Source organism: Citrifermentans bremense R1, assembly GCF_000426865.1.
GTDB classification, from domain to species: Bacteria; Desulfobacterota; Desulfuromonadia; order Geobacterales; family Geobacteraceae; genus Geomonas; species Geomonas bremensis.
This window is the reverse complement of sequence record NZ_AUGE01000002.1, coordinates 338,664-356,196: the sequence shown is the minus strand read 5'-3', so window position 1 is coordinate 356,196 and position 17,533 is coordinate 338,664. Positions and strand designations below refer to the sequence as shown.

The 17,533-nt window shown below is 61.2% G+C and carries 19 protein-coding genes; all 19 read left to right on the top strand.

From position 1 onward, the window contains the following. The first annotated feature begins 7 nt into the window (after positions 1-7). Entirely contained in the window at positions 8-970 is a 963-nt protein-coding gene (locus tag K419_RS21550; RefSeq protein ID WP_051292861.1) for a glycosyltransferase, read from the top strand. A 127-nt stretch (positions 971-1,097) separates the two neighbouring features. After that, entirely contained in the window at positions 1,098-1,784 is a 687-nt protein-coding gene (locus K419_RS0103960) for an acylneuraminate cytidylyltransferase family protein (RefSeq protein ID WP_026840440.1), read from the top strand. Next, positions 1,781-2,725 carry a phosphoglycerate dehydrogenase gene (locus K419_RS0103955; protein ID WP_026840439.1) on the top strand — a complete coding sequence of 315 codons (945 nt, stop codon included), beginning with the start codon at positions 1,781-1,783 and terminating at the stop codon, positions 2,723-2,725. Before K419_RS0103960 ends, K419_RS0103955 begins: the two co-directional genes overlap by 4 nt. Continuing rightward, on the top strand, positions 2,722-3,471 hold the full coding sequence (locus K419_RS0103950; protein WP_026840438.1) for an SDR family NAD(P)-dependent oxidoreductase: 750 nt from the start codon (positions 2,722-2,724) through the stop codon (positions 3,469-3,471). Before K419_RS0103955 ends, K419_RS0103950 begins: the two co-directional genes overlap by 4 nt. 23 nt (positions 3,472-3,494) lie before the next feature. Beyond that, a complete protein-coding gene (locus K419_RS21545; protein WP_084154110.1) occupies positions 3,495-4,325 on the top strand; it encodes a 6-hydroxymethylpterin diphosphokinase MptE-like protein in 831 nt (276 codons plus the stop codon). Continuing rightward, positions 4,313-5,122 (top strand): glycosyltransferase family 2 protein, encoded by an 810-nt coding sequence (locus K419_RS0103940; protein WP_026840437.1) that lies wholly within the window; start codon positions 4,313-4,315, stop codon positions 5,120-5,122. Before K419_RS21545 ends, K419_RS0103940 begins: the two co-directional genes overlap by 13 nt. Further along, positions 5,123-6,496 (top strand): class I SAM-dependent methyltransferase, encoded by a 1,374-nt coding sequence (locus K419_RS0103935; RefSeq protein ID WP_026840436.1) that lies wholly within the window; start codon positions 5,123-5,125, stop codon positions 6,494-6,496. After that, entirely contained in the window at positions 6,486-7,499 is a 1,014-nt protein-coding gene (locus tag K419_RS0103930) for a glycosyltransferase (protein WP_026840435.1), read from the top strand. The genes K419_RS0103935 and K419_RS0103930 overlap by 11 nt, the downstream gene beginning before the upstream one ends. A gap of 14 nt (positions 7,500-7,513) precedes the next feature. After that, on the top strand, positions 7,514-8,380 hold the full coding sequence (locus K419_RS22720) for a hypothetical protein (protein ID WP_026840434.1): 867 nt from the start codon (positions 7,514-7,516) through the stop codon (positions 8,378-8,380). Beyond that, positions 8,377-8,817, top strand: a complete 441-nt coding sequence (locus tag K419_RS0103920) for a cupin domain-containing protein (protein ID WP_026840433.1) — start codon at positions 8,377-8,379, stop codon at positions 8,815-8,817. The genes K419_RS22720 and K419_RS0103920 overlap by 4 nt, the downstream gene beginning before the upstream one ends. Beyond that, positions 8,810-9,928 (top strand): DegT/DnrJ/EryC1/StrS family aminotransferase, encoded by a 1,119-nt coding sequence (locus tag K419_RS0103915; RefSeq protein ID WP_026840432.1) that lies wholly within the window; start codon positions 8,810-8,812, stop codon positions 9,926-9,928. The genes K419_RS0103920 and K419_RS0103915 overlap by 8 nt, the downstream gene beginning before the upstream one ends. Next, the gene (locus tag K419_RS0103910) at positions 9,925-10,698 is read left to right on the top strand and encodes a class I SAM-dependent DNA methyltransferase (protein ID WP_026840431.1); all 774 of its coding nucleotides are present in this window, start codon (positions 9,925-9,927) and stop codon (positions 10,696-10,698) included. The genes K419_RS0103915 and K419_RS0103910 overlap by 4 nt, the downstream gene beginning before the upstream one ends. Positions 10,699-10,701: 3 nt before the next feature. Then, the gene (locus K419_RS0103905; protein ID WP_026840430.1) at positions 10,702-11,940 is read left to right on the top strand and encodes a glycosyltransferase family 4 protein; all 1,239 of its coding nucleotides are present in this window, start codon (positions 10,702-10,704) and stop codon (positions 11,938-11,940) included. Between the two features lie 4 nt (positions 11,941-11,944). Beyond that, a complete protein-coding gene (locus K419_RS0103900; RefSeq protein WP_026840429.1) occupies positions 11,945-12,706 on the top strand; it encodes a glycosyltransferase in 762 nt (253 codons plus the stop codon). Then, a complete protein-coding gene (locus tag K419_RS22715) occupies positions 12,703-13,563 on the top strand; it encodes a class I SAM-dependent methyltransferase (protein WP_026840428.1) in 861 nt (286 codons plus the stop codon). The genes K419_RS0103900 and K419_RS22715 overlap by 4 nt, the downstream gene beginning before the upstream one ends. Next, positions 13,560-14,687, top strand: coding sequence for a glycosyltransferase family 4 protein (locus tag K419_RS22710; protein ID WP_051292860.1), 1,128 nt, complete (start codon positions 13,560-13,562; stop codon positions 14,685-14,687). The genes K419_RS22715 and K419_RS22710 overlap by 4 nt, the downstream gene beginning before the upstream one ends. Next, positions 14,680-15,615 (top strand): hemolytic protein HlpA, encoded by a 936-nt coding sequence (locus K419_RS0103885; protein ID WP_026840427.1) that lies wholly within the window; start codon positions 14,680-14,682, stop codon positions 15,613-15,615. Before K419_RS22710 ends, K419_RS0103885 begins: the two co-directional genes overlap by 8 nt. Next, positions 15,612-16,424: a class I SAM-dependent methyltransferase gene (locus tag K419_RS21525; RefSeq protein ID WP_051292858.1), complete on the top strand. Its 813-nt coding sequence runs from the start codon at positions 15,612-15,614 to the stop codon at positions 16,422-16,424. The genes K419_RS0103885 and K419_RS21525 overlap by 4 nt, the downstream gene beginning before the upstream one ends. Further along, complete coding sequence (locus K419_RS0103875; protein WP_026840426.1) at positions 16,421-17,524, top strand: glycosyltransferase family 4 protein; 1,104 nt, start codon at positions 16,421-16,423, stop codon at positions 17,522-17,524. The genes K419_RS21525 and K419_RS0103875 overlap by 4 nt, the downstream gene beginning before the upstream one ends. Positions 17,525-17,533 lie beyond the last annotated feature (9 nt).

The following is a 17,533-nucleotide window of genomic DNA, read 5'->3' as shown; positions in this document are numbered from 1 at the left end:
TGCAAAGATGGGTGATGCAAGCAACGTGAAGAGCCAGGGCTGTTCGGTAGTGATCAGGTGCTACAACGAGGAGAGGCATATCGGCAAACTTCTTGCCGGTCTCGTGGCTCAGAGCGTGAGGAACACGGAGATCATAGTGGTCGACTCCGGCTCCACCGACGCGACCCTTTCCATCGCCGGCAGGTTCCCGGTCAAGATAGTGCGTATGCAACCGGAAGAGTTCTCCTTCGGACACTCGCTGAACCTCGGCTGCTCCCACGCCTCGTACGAGTTCATCGTGATCGCTAGCGCTCACGTCTACCCGCTCTACACCGACTGGCTGGAAAGGCTTCTGGCGCCCTTTGCGGACCCCGAGGTTGCCCTGGTGTATGGCAAGCAAAGGGGGGCTGCCGACGCGTGGTACTCCGAGCAGCAGATCTACAAGAAGTGGTTTCCGGAGGAGAGCCTCGCGGACCAGGGGCACCCCTTCTGCAATAACGCGAACGCCGCCATCCGCAGATCGCTGTGGGAGGAGCACCACTACAACCGCGATCTTACCGGCCTTGAGGACCTGGAGTGGGCCAAGCGATTCTTCGAAGCCGGCAAGAAGATTGCCTACTGCGCCGAGGCAGAGATCGTTCACGTTCATGAGGAGAAGGCGGCCCAGATCTACAACAGGTACCGCCGCGAGGCGATTGCTTTCAAGCGGATTTACCCCGACAGGAGCTTTTCCCCCTCCGATTTCCTGCTCCTTTTCGTCGGCAACGCGCTTTCGGACTGCTGCCATGCCTGGCACGAAGGATCGTTTTTTCGCAAAATCGCGGGGGTAATCCTCTTCAGGTGGATGCAGTTCTTCGGGACCTACCGCGGGTACAGGCAGAGGGGGTTCGTTCCCCCGGAACTGGCGAGCCGATTCTATTACCCCAACCGGCTCTCGAAGAGCAAGGGGCCCCTTCGCAACGAGAAGCAGCGGCTGATCAGCTATGACTGAAGTTATCGACGTCTCCGTCCCCGGTGGATGCCGCGCAGCGGATACTTGCCCCGGGGGTGAGGCTTATCGGTGTCGGGGGCTGAAGCGCGCCCGCCCGCGCCATTATCAGGAAAGCAGGTGAATTGACATGTCCCAGAAAGTGACGGCGCTGCTCCCCATGAGGCAGGGTAGCGAAAGGGTGCCGGGTAAAAATTACCGTTCCTTTGCAGGACGCCCGCTTTATCACCACGTGGTGGAGACCCTCCTTGCTGCACCGCTGGTCAGCGAGATAGTCATCGATACCGACAGTTCCTTCATCCTCGGGGACGCCGCGCAAAGTTTCCCCCAGGTTCGCCTGATTGAGCGACCCGTGCACCTTAGGGGGGGGGAAGTCTCGATGAACGACGTCCTGGTAAACACGGTCGGCCAGCTGCAGGCTCAGTGGTATCTGCAGACCCACAGCACGAACCCCCTGCTGACCGCTGAGACCGTCAACCGTGCGCTGAACAGCTTCTTCGACCTCCTGCCGGAGTACGATTCCCTTTTCTCGGTGACGGCGATCCATTCCCGTTTCTGGGACGCCCAGGGAAGGCCGGTCAATCACGATCCCAAGAAACTTCTGCGCACCCAGGACCTCACCCCCATCTTCGAGGAAAACTCCAACCTGTACCTTTTCAGCGCCGATAGCCTGAAAAGGTGCGGCAACCGCATCGGGTCGCGCCCCCTCATGTTCGAGATTGACCGCCTGGAGGCGACCGATATCGACACCGATATCGACTTCCAGGTGGCCGAGATCCTGTACCAGAGAAGAAGGGACACGGAGGGGAGGCTATGAAGTGGAAGGTGCTCGTCTCCGCTCCCTACATGCAGCCTGAGATCGAACGTTTCCGCCCCGTCTTCGCGGAGCATGGCATAGAGGTCGTCCTTCCCCCGGTGACCGAGCGCCTCAGCGAGGACGAACTGCTCAGGTGGATAGGCGATATCGACGGGGTCATAGCCGGCGATGACCGTTTCACCGAAAAGGTGCTGCAAGCCGCCCCCCGCCTGAAGGTGCTTTCAAAATGGGGAACCGGGATCGACTCCTTCGACCTCGATGCCTGCCGCCGCAGGAACGTCGCGGTCCGCAACACCCCGAACGCCTTCAGTGAGCCCGTAGCCGACTCAGTTCTTGCCTACATCCTCTCCTTTGCCAGGCGGACCCCCTGGATGGACCGCGAGATGAAGCAGGGACACTGGGTGAAAATATCGGGGACCTCGCTATGCGAGTGCACCCTCGGGGTCATCGGTGTCGGGAACGTCGGGAAGGCGGTCGCGCGCCGCGCCGCCGCGTTCGGCATGCGCATCCTCGGCAACGATCCGGTCCAGGTTCCGCAGGAATTCCTGGAGCAGCACAGGGTGACCATGGTTTCCTGGGAGGAGCTGTTGCGTCAATCCGATTTCGTCACCATCAACTGCGACCTCAACCCCACCAGTCGTCACCTGATGAATGACGCGGCTTTTGACCTGATGAAGCAGCAGGCGGTCCTGGTCAACACCGCCCGCGGGCCAATAGTGGACGAAGCCGCACTGGTGAGGGCGTTGCAGCAGGGAAAGATAGCCGGCGCAGGTCTGGATGTCTTCGAGACGGAGCCGCTTCCCCCGGAGAGCCCTCTGAGGCATATGGCCCAAGCCTTACTGGCTCCCCACAATTCCAACAGCAGCAAGGCCGCATGGGAACGCGTGCATGAGAATTCGATTCGTAACTTGCTGGAAGTACTCAAGGAGAGCGAGTCATGAGCAGAGCGGTACTGATTACAGGAGTGGCAGGAGGGATTGGCTTTGCTACCGCGACACTTTTCGCCCGCGAGGGGTGGAAGGTCATCGGCGTCGATTGCCGCCTGCCTGCGGAAGTCGCCCCCATTTTCCGCTTCATCAAGGCGGATCTTGCCGATCCCGCCGTGTTTGAGCCGCTTTTTGCCGAGGTGAAGGAGGCTGCCGGGCGCCTCGACGCGCTGGTCAACAACGCGGCTGTCCAGGTATGCAAGCCGCTCCTGGAGACGACGCTCGAGGAGTGGGACACGGTCATGCACGTGAACCTCCGCTCCTGTTTCCTCTCCATCCAGCACGCCTTTCCACTTATGGCCGAGGCCGGCGGGGCCGTGGTGAACATCGGATCGGTGCATGCCCAGGTAACGAGCGAGAAAATCGCGGGGTACGCCGCCAGCAAGGGGGGGGTGGCTGCTCTCACCCGTGCTGCCGCGCTCGAATTTGCATCCGCAGGCATCCGGGTCAACAGCATAAACCCCGGCGCCATCGACACCCCCATGCTCGAATCCGGGCTGCGCAGGGGACATCTGAGGGGCTCCGATACCACCGAGCTTCTGCGGCGGCTGGGGGAATCGACCCCCATCGGCCGCGTCGGGCGTCCGGAAGAGATCGCGCAGGCCATCCTCTTTCTGGCAGATGGGAAGTGTTCCTCTTTCATCACTGGGCAGTGCCTTACCATAGACGGCGGGGCGCTGGCGCGGCTTTCAACTGAATAGCAAATTCGGAGTAGATGACACAGATGGGATTTCTGACCAAGCCCCTGGATGAGTTGAGCACCATCCTCAAATACCGGAACAACAGGCTGTACCTTCAGTGGTACTTTCGTCATTCCCGGCGGCTGTCCAGGTTCAAAGACATCCATCGTGGCGAGGATTGCTTCATCATAGGCAACGGACCGTCCCTGAACAAGATGGACCTTTCCTTGCTCAACGATTACCACACCTTCGGAATGAACAAGATATATCTTCTTTTCGACAGGGTTGACCTCGTCCTCGACTACCATGTTGCCGTCAACGATCTGGTGATAAAGCAAAGCGCCGAGGAGTTCGAATCTCTCGGTTGCCCCTCGTTTCTTTCCTTTGGGGCTGCACAAGGGATCGTGCGCGAGCTTGAGCACATATACCTTTTGGCAACGGACTCCTATTTTCCCGCTCCGTACTCCTTCTACCGGGAGTTGCAGCAACCCATTACTGAGGGTTACACCGTAACCTATGTCGCGATGCAACTGGCATATTACATGGGGTTTCAAAACGTGTTCCTCGTCGGCGTCGACCACTCTTTCAAGGCGGTGGGCGCGCCCAATGAAGAACAGCTCCTCTCAGGGGAGGATCAAAATCATTTCGACCCCCGCTACTTCAGCCAGAAGCAGTGGCATCTGCCTGATCTGGAAGCATCCGAGCTGTCCTATCGCCTTGCCAAGTTCTTTTACGACAGGGATGGCCGGCAGATACACGATGCCACCGTGGACGGCAAGCTGCAGATCTACGACAAGGTTTCCTACGAGCAGGCATTGAAGATGTGCAAGAAAAAGATGTCACGACAAAGGTCAGGGGCGCCATGCTTTCGGTAATCACCCCGGTTTTCAACGGCGTCCGGTTCATGGAGTCCTGCATCCTGAACGTGATCGAACAGCTGCGCCCTGGTGTAGAACATGTCGTCGTCGACGGCGGCTCGACTGACGGGACCGTCGACGTCATCCGGCGCTACGCCGCGAACCACAGCCACATCCGTTGGATCTCGGAAAGGGACCGGGGGCAGTCGGACGCCATGAACAAGGGACTCGGCATGGCTGCAGGCAGCGTGGTGAGCTTCCTCAACGTCGACGACTTCTACGAGCCGGGGACGCTTTCAGCGGCCATCGCCCTCTTCGAGCGGCTGCCTGACCCGTCCCTGCTGGTTGGTAACTGCAACGTCTGGGACGACGACGGCAAGCTCCTCTTCGTCAGCAGGCCGTTCAGGATGAGCTACGAGAACCTGTTGTCCGGAAGGTTCATGGAGGCCTTCCCGATGAACCCCGCGGCATATTTCTACCACGCCTCGCTGCACCGCAAGATCGGGCTCTACGACCTGGACGAGCACTACGCCATGGACGTCGAATTCATCCTGAAGGCGGTCCAGGCAGCCAACGTCGTCTACCTGGACCGCACCTTCGGCAATTACCGGTACCTGCGCGGCACCAAGACCTATGAGCAGGACCAAAACGGAGAGACGCAGCGGGTAGTAAGGCAGGTGGTCTATCGCCACCTGAAGCAGTTGCCGCTGCTGCGAAGACTGAAGCTGATGCTGCGCTACGAGTGGCCGCGCAACCGTTGCCTGCGCCGGGTCAAGGTTGTCGCGGCGAGATTACTGACCGGAAATGGGGGCTGATTGGACCAGACGGAACCGGAAATAAAGGAGCTTGACCTCTCCGAGGTCGAATTCGCCAAGATGAGCGTCGACGCCTGCGGGCGCATCTTCAGGTGGCGGGGACGGATCTTCAGGGGCATCTACGCCGATATGGTGCCGGAGGTCCTCGGGCTTTTCTCCTGCGGCCTCGTCGAGGCCCTGGTCGCGGAGAAACTTCTTCCCCAGACCTGGGTCACGCAGTTTCAGCTCGCGGGGTACGGCCTGGTGCTCGAGCACCGGAAGGTGGACAACATCAGCTATCCCTTCGAGTGGTCCTTTGCCATGCTCCGGGAGGCCGCCGTCACGGTGCTCCGGGTGAACCTCGCCGCCCGGAAGTTCGGGTACGAGACAAAGGATTGCCACCCCTACAACATCTGCTTCGACCACGCGACCCCGCTTTTTGTCGATCTGGGGAGCTTCATCAAGGTCGCCGATACCAACGGTTGGGCCTGTTACGACGAATTTCTCACCTCCTATCTCTATCCCCTGAGGCTCTGGAGCAAGGGCAACTCCTATCTGGCCAGGAGGTCGCTCTTCAGTCTGAGCCTCACCGACGCCATGACCTGCGAGAACTATCTCCTCTACCGGTACCCTCCGCTCAGGGCGCTGCACCCCGATCACCTGCGCCGGGGGGTGTCGCTTGTGCTCGCGCTGAAAAAACGCCTCGCCCTGAACCCCTTCAACCTGGAAAAACTGCTGGATAAGACGGCGGGGATTAGGATCAGGAGCAGCGGCAGCGCCTGGGGCGACTACCACGATGCCTACCACGACCCCAACGGAGAGCCTCTTCCCTCGCGCCGCTTCGTAAGGATCATGGAGTTGATCGACAGCTACCAGATCCGCTCGGTCGTGGAACTCGGGGGGAATCAGGGAGTATTTTCCGAACTCCTTTTGAAGCGGAGCAAGGTGAGCAAGGTGGTCTGCACCGACTGCGACGAGAACGCCGTCGACGCCATGTACGAAAACGCCAAAGACAAGGGGCTCCCGCTCACCGCCGCTTTGCTGGACATCATGTACCCGCTGATGACCTACTACGAGCCTCCGCCGTACCTGCGCTTTTGCTCCGATGCGGTGGTGGTGCTGGCGGTGGTACACCACCTGGTGCTGGGGCGCAAGCTCCCCCTTGAACTCTTCTTCGAGATCGTCTCCAAGTACAGTGCCAGATACGTCTTCATCGAGTTCATGCCTCTTGGCCTTTGGAACGGCACTGTGGCGCCGCCGTTGCCTGTCTGGTACACCCAGGACTGGTTCCGGACCGAATTCGAGAAGTTCTTCAAGCTGCGCCATGTTGAGGAGCTTGAGGAGAACCGCGTCCTTTTCGTGGGCGAGATCGGGAGCAACCGCGATGCGGAGTGAACCAGCGCCTTACCTATCAGTCATCATCCCGACCTATAACAGGGCGGCGCTGCTCTCGATGACATTGGAAAGCTTTATTGATCAGGATTATCCGCGGGACCGGTATGAGATAATAGTTTCCGACAACAACTCTACTGACAACACCTCCGCAGTTGTGGCAGAATATCTCGGCCGTGCTCCAGTGGCGGTCCGTTACTGCTTCGAGCCGCGCCAGGGCGTGCATTTCGCCCGCAACAGCGCGGCGAAACTGGCAGCCGGCGAGATCCTGTACTTCACCGACGACGACATGGTGGCAGATCCCAGGCTTCTGTCCGAACTGGTCCGGGTCTTCGAACTTTTCCCCGATGTCGGCTGCGCCACCGGACTCATCCTTCCCCAGTTTCAAACTGAGCCGCCGGCCTGGGTCAAGCGTCACCTGTGGAACGCATACCTGAGCCTCACTGCCCGGGACAAGGCGGAGGAGTTGATAGTTTCCCGCGACGACATGGTCTACAGCTGTCATCAGGGCATCCGCCGCGCTGCGTTTTTCGCCGCCGGAGGCTTCAACCCCGAAAACACCGCGGGCACCTGGGTCGGCGATGGCGAGACCGGCCTGAATCTGAAGGTGAAGGCCCTGGGGTACAAGTTCGCCTATACGGGGCGCTCCGTGATTCGCCACCTCATCCCGCCGCAGAGGATGACCGCAAAGTACCTCCTCAAGAGGGTCGGCAACCAGGGGTTCTGCGATTCTTACACGGCATACCGCAGCCACCGCCGGAAAGGACGGATACTCCCTGAGATGTTCAAGCGCTCAACGGTAGGCGCCGTAAAACTGGTTGTCATGACCATGGCCAAGATCCTGCTCGGCCTGGAATCATGGCACTTTTTGCCGGCGCGCATCCTCTACCTCTACAACCGTTACGTCTACGATAAAAAATTGTACTTTGATGACAACTTCCGTAAGATCGTCGAAGTCGACGATTGGCTGAACAGCGACACTGACGAGCTCGAGATAAAGATGTGATGAGCGGAGATGTAATGAAAGATTTCCTGCTGAGAAAATTGGGCAACGCCTTAGATGCCTCACTACCGTTTGAATCGCGACAAAACAGTCAACTCATCCAGCGTAATCTCTTTTTCCAGTATCAGGAGATGCTGTCCCGCGGTGCCGTGCTTCCCTGCTTCAGGGATACCGGTTTCAGGGTCTATTCGCAAACCGACGAGGACGGCCTGCTCCTATATCTTTTTGCCCTGATCGGCTTCACCAACAGGGTGGTGCTGGACATAGCCGCTGGTTTGCCGTCAGGTGGTAACACCACGAATCTCATAACCAACTGGGGCTGCCACGCCCTGCTTGTTGAGGGGAGTGCCCAGCTCGTAGCTGAAGCGGGGGTCTTTTACCAGCGTCATGCGGACACCTGGCTGTCGCCGCCGCGCCTGCGGCAGGCTTGGGTCACGGCGGAGAACATCAATCAGTTGATAACAGAAGAAGGCTTCTCGGGCGAAATCGATCTCTTCTCCCTTGATGTGGACGGGGTCGACTACTGGCTTTGGGAAAGCCTTGATGCTGTGTTGCCGCGTGTGGTAATGGTTGAGTACCAGGACCTGTTCTATCCTGACGAGTCTGTGACAGTGCCTTACCGCCCGGACTTCGATAGGTTCTCAGTTCATCCCGATTATTTCGGAGCCAGTTTGTCTGCCTTCGTGAAACTGGCGCGCCGCAAAGGATACCGCTTGGTGGGGTGCAACAGATACGGTTTCAACGCCTTCTTCGTGCGTAATGACCTCGCGGGTTCCTTCCTGCCTGAGGTTTCGGTGCAATCCTGTCTGACGCATCCGAAGGTGCTGGCGGCACGCGATGCCAAGAGAGCGGAACTCCTCGAGTTGCCTTGGGAGGTAGTGTGACATTTGAGCAAGTGACCCACGCCGGCACTCCGTTGGCCATAATCGTCACCAACTCCTTTGCAAAACCGGGAGTCCACTTCTTCACGCCCGATGCGTTCTCACAGCAGTTAGCCTATATGAGGCATCCCGCCGGGGCGATCATCCTGCCCCACGTTCACAACCCGGTCTTGCGCGAAGTCTTTAACACGCAGGAAGTCTTGTTTCTCAAGCGAGGGAGGTTGCGCGTCGACTTTTATGACGAGGACAGAAGCTATCTGGAAAGCAGGATCCTTGAGGCAGGAGACGTCATTCTCCTTGCTTCCGGTGGCCACGGCTTCGAGGCGCTGGAGGAGATCGAGATGGTCGAGGTGAAGCAGGGACCGTACGCCGGCGAGGCTGACAAGACCCGCTTCGCGGGGATAACTGCAGCAGATGCCGTGGTGAAACCTATTGAGTGACTTCATCCCGGTCAATGAGCCCCTGCTGGACGGCAACGAAAAAAAGTACCTGCAGGAGTGCATCGATACCGGCTGGATCTCCTCCGAAGGGCCCTTCGTACGCCAGTTCGAGGAGCAGTTCGCCGGGAGGGTGGGGCGGCAGCACGGCGTAGCCGTCGCCAACGGTTCGGGCGCGCTGGACATCGCAGTCCAGGCCCTGCGGCTTGGACCCGGGGACGAGGTGATACTTCCCACCTTTACCATCATCTCCTGCGCCGCCGCCGTTGTGCGGGCCGGCGCCACGCCTGTGCTGGTGGATGCTGACCCCGTCACCTGGAACATGTCGGCGGAGCAGGTCGCCGGCAGGATCACCGAGCGTACCAAGGCCATCATGGTGGTGCACATCTACGGTCTCCCTGTCGATATGGGCCCTATCCTCGAGCTGGCCAGAGAACACGATCTCAGGATAATAGAGGACGCGGCGCAGATGCACGGCCAGACCTGCCGCGGCAGATCGTGTGGCTCATTCGGCGACATCAGCACCTTCAGCTTTTACCCCAACAAGCACGTAACGACCGGTGAAGGCGGCATGGTCGTCTGCGACGATCCCGATCTAGCCGAACGCTGCAGAGGACTGCGTAATCTCTGCTTCCAGGCGCACAGGCGTTTCGTGCACGAGGAGCTCGGCTGGAACTACCGCATGACCAATCTGCAAGCGGCGCTGGGCTTGGCCCAGCTTGAAAGGCTTGATCGGTTCGTCGCCCGCAAGCGGGTCATGGGGGGGCGCTACGCGGAGTTGCTCAGGGGCACGGCGGGAATCCAGATGCCTCTTCCCCGGACCGGCTATGCCGAGAACATCTATTGGGTTTACGGGCTGGTGCTGGAAGACACGGTGCCGTTTGATGCGCAAGAGGCGATGAAGCGGCTCGCTGCCCTTGGTATCGGCACCCGTCCTTTTTTCTGGCCCATGCACGAGCAGCCCGTGTTCGAGAAACGCGGGTTGTTCACTGCCGAGTGCTATCCTGTCGCGGAACGCCTGGCTAGGCGCGGCTTCTATATTCCAAGCGGCATGGCTCTGACTGAACCTGAGATGGAAAGGGTGGCAAGGGGAGTAAGAGAGGTGCTCGGATGAACTGCTTCAGTGATTACTCCCGTTACTACGACCTGCTGTACAAGGACAAGGATTACGCCGGCGAGGCGCGGTATGTCGACAGGCTGATCCGCAAACACTGCCCGGGCGCCAAGAGTATCCTAAACCTTGGATGCGGCACCGGCAGACACGACTTCGAACTGATGAAGCTTGGGTACCAGGTTGCCGGGATGGACCTCTCCGCGGAAATGCTGGCAATGGCGGCCAAGCGTCTGGCTGACATGCATTCCGATCCCGCGTCGGCCGCACTCCGCTTTCTTCAAGGGGATATCCGCACGGCGCGACTGGGTGAAACCTTCGACGTCGTTGTCTCACTTTTCCACGTCATGAGTTACCAGACAACCAATGACGACCTGCAAGCAGCCTTTGCCACGGCGAAGGCGCATGTTGCTCCGGGGGGGCTCTTCCTCTTCGATTGCTGGTACGGCCCTGCGGTGCTCTCTGACCCTCCCGCGGTTCGGGTGAAAAGGCTCGAGGATGACGTCATGGAGATCCTCCGCATCGCAGAGCCGGAGGTGAACTGCAACGCAAATACCGTGGCGGTCCACTACCAGGTCTTGATCACGGAAAAAGCAACGGGAAGAGTGGATAGTCTCAGCGAAACGCACACGATGCGCTACCTGTTCATGCCGGAGATGGCCGGCTACCACGCCGGCAATGGCTTCAGCATGGCACAGGTCGAAGAGTGGTTGACCGGCAAGGAGCCTGGGAACGATACCTGGGGGGTATGCTTCGTTGGGAAAGCGGGGTAATCGATGAGGGTTGCAGTCTTCATGGGCGACTACGCGCCGAGCATCGGCGGCGGGTACACCTTGCAGCAGGAGATCTTCCGTGCCATAGAGTCGCTGGGCCCTGCCAGCGGGCACGAGTTCGTCTTCTTCACCACCAGCGCCGTTGCCTCCACGGGTTTCTCTACCGGTTTGAAGGTGGTACCGTGCGACGATCCGAATCGCGGAAACCGCGTCGCCAAGGCCTGCCGCGTTATGATCGCCTGCTTCGCCGCCGCCGTTTCCCGCCGCGTGTCTTCGCGGTTCTTCGACCGCTGGGCCGATCCCGTGAAGGCGCTGCTGCGTGAAGAGGGGATCGACGTGATCTGGTCGGTGGTCCCTTCCTGCCTCTGCAAGGATATCCCGTACATCACCACGGTCTGGGATCTGCAGCACCGCGTCAACCCCTTCTTTCCTGAGGTGAGCATCGAGCACGAATGGGAGTCGCGCGAAGAGGGATACCGCCACCTGCTGCAACGCGCGGCCTATGTCGTCACCGGTACCAGAGCCGGGATGCTTGAGATCATGAACTTCTACCAGATCCCCCCGGCACGGATCAGGATCCTCCCTTTCCCTGCCCCGACCTTTCACTGGGACTCCGATCCTGCCAAGGACCTGGCCGTCCTGGAGAGCTACGGCATCCGGGGGGGCTACCTTTTCTACCCGGCGCAATTCTGGCCGCACAAGAACCATTACGGCGTGCTGCAAAGCCTTCTGGCGCTGCGGCGAAGGCACGGCCTGACGCTGCCGGCTGTCTTCGTGGGGTCCGACAAGGGGAACCTCTCCTACATCCGGAGCCAGGTTTCCGAGCTGGGGCTGGATGAGCAGGTCCACTTCCTGGGCTTTGTGCCCCGGGAACATCTAAGCGCCCTCTATCGCCAAGCCTTCGCCCTGTTTTTTCTTACCTATTGCGGACCGGACAACCTCCCCCCCCTAGAGGCTTTCGCGCATCACTGCCCGGTTATCGCCTCCGATGTCGCCGGGGCCGAGGAGCAGATGGGCGACGCAGCACTGCTGGTCGATCCAAAGGACCCGGACCATGTCGCCGATGCCGTGCACCGGCTGCACCGGGACCGCGAGCTGCGGCAGACGCTGGTCGCCCGCGGGGCCGACAGGGCCTCGCGTCTTACCGCGGAGAGCTACTTCAAGGGGATCTGCTCCATGCTCGACGAGTTCGGGAGCGTGCGGCGCACCTGGAGCGATCGTCATTTCAAGCTGGCGCGGTGACCTCATGGCACGTTTTCTCACCATCATAACCGTAACCAAGGACGATCTTTGCGGCGTGGCCGCCACCCTGGAGAGCGCCAAGCGGCTCAGGGCGTTGCCCGGCGTCTCGCACCTGATCGTCGACGGCAGCTCGGCTTCGGTCAGGGACGCTGTGCAGGCGAAAGCCGCACGGGAGAGCGTCGAGTATCTGTGGTGCGAGCCGGAGGGGATCGGCAGCGCCTTCAACCGGGGCATCGACAACTCCGATTCGGACTGGATCTGGTTTTTGAACGGCAGGGATGAGGTGCATCCCGACCTCGACGCGGAACTGTTCCTGCGCATCCTGGAGGGGACCCGCGCGGAAGCGGTCATCTTCGAGCTCTCCCTGATGCAGTCCGGCGAGCGGCACGCCCATCCCCCCCTTTCCGGCGTGTGGCCTCCCCTGTACTGGGTGCCGCACCCGGCAACCCTCTTGCGCCGGAGCCTGTTCCAGAGGTACGGCCGTTTCGACCAAGGGTACCGGATCGCCATGGACGGTGAGCTCTGGGTGCGCTTTTTCAGCAAGGACCTCCCCGTGGACCTGGTTTCCATTCCCATCTGCCTTTTCGACCAGAACGGGATTTCGGCTACCGACCGTGTGACGGTTGAGCGAGAGGCGGACCGGATCATCCTGGCCAACTTCAGGCTCCTTCTCAAGCTGTGGCTCCTGAAAGGGCGGTTTCTTTGCACCGCGCTACGCCGTCGCGCCACGTCCCTCTTCTTTCCCTGCGGGGGATACCGTCCATGACCACGGCAGCCGATAGACCTTGCGCCGCAGAGCTGGTACAGCACAACCGGGAGCTGCACGACCTCCTCGCGCCGCTCTACCAGGCGCGCCACCGGGAGATTTACAACCCGGTGGAGCAGCGACGCATCAGGGAATTGCTGCAGTACCTCCTGGAACTCCTGCAGGCCGCCGGCACGCTGCAGGCTCTGGATTTCGGTTCCGGGACCGGAAACCTCACCCGACAGTTGCTCGGACTCGGGGCAGCAGTCTTGGCCGCAGACGTATCGCCGGGGAGCCTGAAGGAGCTGCAGGCGGTAACCGGCAGTGGCGACCGGCTGCAGACCATGAGGCTCAACGGTCGTGACCTTGACGGCATCGACTCCGACCGGTTCGACCTAGTGGCGACCTATTCCGTGCTGCACCACGTCCCCGACTACCTCCGCGTCGTCGACGAGTTCGCCAGGGTGGCGAAGTCCGGCGGGCTTATCTATATCGACCATGAAGTCTGCCCTTCCTACTGGGCCCGCGGCAGTGCCTACCAGCAATACTTGCGGGAACTAAAGGAGTCGGAGCAAAACCATGCGGTGCCGTCATGGAAATACCTGCTGGGGATCTTGAGGCGCAAAGGGGGACTGAGATACCTCGCGGCTGCCCTCAGGCTAAGGCTCAAGCCGGTGGCGGACGATGGCGATATCCATGTCACCCCAGAGGACCACATCGACTGGCCCGAAATCAGGAGACGACTGGAGTTCTCCTGCGACATCGTCGCCGGTGAGGATTACCTGGTCTGCAGGGAACTGCAGGACCCGCCCCCGGTCTGGTCCCGCTGGCGCGGCCGCTGCGTGGATATGCGCTACCTGGTGGCGAGGAAGCGGTGAGTCGGGCAAGGGTCCTCATCATAGTCCCCGAGCGCCTCATTTACGGCGGCGCCGCGCGCTTTCTGGAGCGCCTGCTGGTAATCCACCAGAGGCACCGATTCGAGTCGGCCCTGCTGACGCCGGAGCACCTGATCGACGATGCGCTGCGCTTATTGGCCGGGCGTTACCGGGTCCCTGTGTTCAGCGCGGTGAACCGCACCCGGCCTGAGACCCCTCCGTACCTGACCCCGTTCTACGACCTGGAATTTGTCTGGCCCACGCTACGCACTTGGCGCCCCGACCTGGTGCTGGTGTCGACCAGCGACCCCGGCAGGATGTCGGTCGCCCTGTACCTCCCTGTCCCGGCGCTCTACGTCCTGCACAGCGTACCGGAGCATAGCTTCCGGTTGCTGCCCAGACTCTACCTCCGGGTGGGCGCCATGTTCAGAAACCGGGTGGCGACGGTGTCCAGGGCTGCCGCTCAGGCCATTGCGGCCACCATGGGCTTCCCGCTGGAGAAGATCGCACTGCTGCACAACTCCTCTGCTGTTGTGGGGGGGGGCTGTGCCAGCGCCGATCCCTTGGTGGTCACAGCCGGTCACGTCGTACCGTACAAGAACCCGCTTTTATGGCTGGACGCGGCTGTCCAGGTGGTGCGGCAACATGAGGGGGCGACCTTTGTCTGGCTTGGGGACGGGGAACTTCTGGAGGCGTTGCGGCGGCGGGTGGCGGCGTTGCGGCTCCAAGACCGGATCCTGTTGCCCGGCTTCGTACCCGACATCTCCCCATGGCTTGCCCGTGCCCAGCTCTACTTCCAGCCGAGCCTCAGGGAAAGCCACGGCATAGCGGTGCTGGAGGCGATGTCTTCCGCATTGCCCTGCGTGGTGGCCGACACCGGCGGGCTCCCCGAGTCGGTCGTCGGGGGGGAAACCGGCTTCGTCTGCGCCGCCGACGATACGGCCGGCTTCGCAGCACGCATTCTCCAGTTGCTGAGCGACCCGGCGCTGCGCGAGGAGATGGGGCAAAGAGGGCGCGAGCGGGTGCAACAGCATTTCTCACAGGCGCGGCAGGAAGAAAAACTCCTCTCTTTGTACCGCTCGCTCACTGGTAAACCCGTGCCGCCGGAAGGGATAAAACATGACTGACGCCCCCCTCGCCACTCCAGTCGCGCTGCTGGTCTTCAACAGGCCAGAGGCCACCGTGCGCGTCTTCGCGGCCATCAGGAAGGAGCGCCCCTCGCGCCTGTTGGTGGTGGCCGACGGTCCCAGACCGGGTCGTGCCGGCGAGGCGGAGCTTTGCGCCGAGGTGCGGCGGATCGTGTCGGAGGTGGACTGGCCCTGCCGGGTGCAGCACGAGTTCTCCGAGGTGAACCTGGGGTGCAGGCGGAGGGTCGCGACCGGTATCGACTGGATCTTCGAACAGGTAGAGGAGGCGATCATCCTTGAGGACGATTGCCTGCCGCACCCGACTTTCTTCCGGTTCTGCCAGGAACTCCTCGACCGGTACCGCGACGATCCCCGCGTCGGGATGATCAGCGGGGACAATTTCCAGTTCGGACCCACCACGACCGGCGACAGCTATTACTTCTCCAGGTACTTCCACATCTGGGGGTGGGCGACCTGGAGGGATCGCTGGCAGGGAAGCTACGACGTGGCGTTGGGGAAGTGGCCGGAGGTAAAGGAAGAGCCATGGTTTTCGGGTCTTCTCGAAGACGCCGGGGAGATACGCGAGTGGCGCAAGAACTTCGACCTGGTCCAAAGCGGCAGGCTGGACACCTGGGATTACCAGTGGGTCTTTGCCAACTGGCTTAAAAGGCGCCTCTGCGTTCTACCCTCGGTGAACCTGGTCAGTAACGTAGGGTTCGACGCCTGCGCGACCCACACCAAAGTCGCCGGTGCGCTCTCCAATCTGCGCAGCCAAGCGATGGAGTTCCCGCTCAGGCATCCCCGAGAGGTGCTGAGAAACGAGGATGCGGATGCGCGAAGCCGGCACCGCTCGTCCAACCTGGACAAAATGAAATCCCTCTTCGGCAGGCTCTTAGCCCGCTCATACCCCGGGAGCGACCGCCGATGAACAGCTGTCCGATTTGTACCACTGCCATGCAACCCTGCTTCTCGGCCACCGTGCTGGGCAAGCACGAAGCCGGCTATGAGCTCTGCGGCCGCTGCGGCTTTCTGGCGGTGCGGGATCCGCACTGGCTAGAGGAGGCCTACGCCAAGGCTATCGCTTCGGCGGACACCGGGCTGGTGATGAGGAACATCGACCTGGCGCCCAAGGTCGCGGGGGCGCTCTTCTGGCTTGCCGGGGAACGGGGGAAGGGACGCTTTGTCGATCTCGCCGGCGGCTACGGGCTCCTGACCCGCATGATGCGGGACCTGGGCTTAGACTTTTACTGGGCGGACAAGTATTGCGAGAACATCCTCACCCCCGGCTTCGAGTACCGGGAGGGGATGGGGGAGTGCAGAGCCGTCACCGCCTTCGAGGTCCTGGAACACCTCACCGACCCGGTTCCCTTCATCGAGGAGGCCTTCTCCCGCTTCGGTTCTGATTACCTGCTGTTCAGTACGGAGCTGTACCAGGGGGAGCCTCCTCCACCCGAGGCCTGGAACTATTACGCCTTTGCCACGGGGCAACACGTCTCCTTCTACCAGCGCCGTACCCTGGAGCAGATCGCCGCAAGGCTCGGTCTTCATTTCGCGACGGCCAACAGGCTGCACCTCTTCTCGCGCACGCCTGTGGACGAGAGCCTGCTGCGCATGGTCACCGGCTGGTTCGCTCCTATCGCCTCGCGGTACATCCGGTTCCGTCTGGGGTCGAAAACGGTAAGCGACCAGGAGCTTATGCTCGGAATAGCCCGGGCCCCGGGCGCAGGGGAGCGATGAAGGTATCCTACGACGCGCAGATATTCCATGAGCAGGCCTACGGCGGGGTTTCTCGCTACGTCTGCGAGCTTGCCGCCCGCATCAGCCGCCTCGACGCGATGGAGGTCTCCATCACGGCCCCCATGCACATAAACGCCTACTTGGAGAGCCTCCCTGCCGGGCTCGTCTCAGGGTTCCGCCTGCCCGGTGCGGCCCGGCTTCCCCTGTCGGTGCGGGCGGCAGGGATGCTGATGGGGGACGTGATGCTGCGGGGGATCAACCCGGACCTCATCCACGAGACCTACTATTTCCCGTACCGGACCGGGCCGCGCCGCGCCCGCAGGGTCGTCACCATCCATGACATGATCCACGAGAAGCTGCCGTCGTTTTTCGCGGCGACCGACAGGACGCCGAAGTTCAAGCGTATGGCCGCTGAGCGTGCGGACCACATAATCTGCGTCTCCGAACAGACCAGGCGCGACCTGATGGAGCTCAGGGGCATAGAACCTGGAAAAATCAGCGTCGTCCACCACGGGTTCGGATTGATGGCCAAAGGTGAAGCGACGGCTGGCTCTGCCTCGACTCCGAAGCTCCCCTTCCTGCTCTACGTCGGCCCCCGCGGCGGCTACAAAAACTTCTCCGGGCTGCTCAGCGCCTACGCCGCGTCGAAGCGGCTGCGCAGGGAATGCCACTTGGTCTGTTTCGGCGGGGGGAAGTTCACCCCGGCAGAGCGGGACGCCATGGCCAGGCTGGAACTGGATCCCGGCACCGTGTTCCAGGTGGCGGGAGATGACGACGTTCTGGCGAGCCTGTACCGCTCAGCCATCGCCCTCGTTTACCCATCGCTTTACGAAGGATTCGGCATCCCGCCGCTGGAGGCGATGTGCTTCGGCTGTCCCGTCATCTGCAGCAGCGCGGGGTCCATCCCCGAGATCGTCGGCGACGCTGGAAAATATTTCAACCCGCTGAACATGGAGGAGATGAGTGACATCATCGAATCTACCGTGCACACGAGCGCACTGCTGGAAGCGCTGGCCGAGCGGGGACGGCAGAGGTTGAAACAGTTTTCCTGGGATCGCTGCGCTTTGGAAACAGCTGCGATTTACCGTCGGCTGGCTTGAACCACAGCT

Bases quoted from the DNA above. Each gene is read 5' to 3' on its own strand.
- K419_RS21550 (WP_051292861.1), top strand. From the start codon at position 8: ATGGGTGATGCAAGCAACGTGAAGAGCCAGGGCTGTTCGGTAGTGATC.
- K419_RS0103960 (WP_026840440.1), top strand. From the start codon at position 1,098: ATGTCCCAGAAAGTGACGGCGCTGCTCCCCATGAGGCAGGGTAGCGAA.
- K419_RS0103955 (WP_026840439.1), top strand. From the start codon at position 1,781: ATGAAGTGGAAGGTGCTCGTCTCCGCTCCCTACATGCAGCCTGAGATC.
- K419_RS0103950 (WP_026840438.1), top strand. From the start codon at position 2,722: ATGAGCAGAGCGGTACTGATTACAGGAGTGGCAGGAGGGATTGGCTTT.
- K419_RS21545 (WP_084154110.1), top strand. From the start codon at position 3,495: ATGGGATTTCTGACCAAGCCCCTGGATGAGTTGAGCACCATCCTCAAA.
- K419_RS0103940 (WP_026840437.1), top strand. From the start codon at position 4,313: ATGCTTTCGGTAATCACCCCGGTTTTCAACGGCGTCCGGTTCATGGAG.
- K419_RS0103930 (WP_026840435.1), top strand. From the start codon at position 6,486: ATGCGGAGTGAACCAGCGCCTTACCTATCAGTCATCATCCCGACCTAT.
- K419_RS22720 (WP_026840434.1), top strand. From the start codon at position 7,514: ATGAAAGATTTCCTGCTGAGAAAATTGGGCAACGCCTTAGATGCCTCA.
- K419_RS0103910 (WP_026840431.1), top strand. From the start codon at position 9,925: ATGAACTGCTTCAGTGATTACTCCCGTTACTACGACCTGCTGTACAAG.
- K419_RS0103905 (WP_026840430.1), top strand. From the start codon at position 10,702: ATGAGGGTTGCAGTCTTCATGGGCGACTACGCGCCGAGCATCGGCGGC.
- K419_RS0103900 (WP_026840429.1), top strand. From the start codon at position 11,945: ATGGCACGTTTTCTCACCATCATAACCGTAACCAAGGACGATCTTTGC.
- K419_RS22715 (WP_026840428.1), top strand. From the start codon at position 12,703: ATGACCACGGCAGCCGATAGACCTTGCGCCGCAGAGCTGGTACAGCAC.
- K419_RS0103885 (WP_026840427.1), top strand. From the start codon at position 14,680: ATGACTGACGCCCCCCTCGCCACTCCAGTCGCGCTGCTGGTCTTCAAC.
- K419_RS21525 (WP_051292858.1), top strand. From the start codon at position 15,612: ATGAACAGCTGTCCGATTTGTACCACTGCCATGCAACCCTGCTTCTCG.
- K419_RS0103875 (WP_026840426.1), top strand. From the start codon at position 16,421: ATGAAGGTATCCTACGACGCGCAGATATTCCATGAGCAGGCCTACGGC.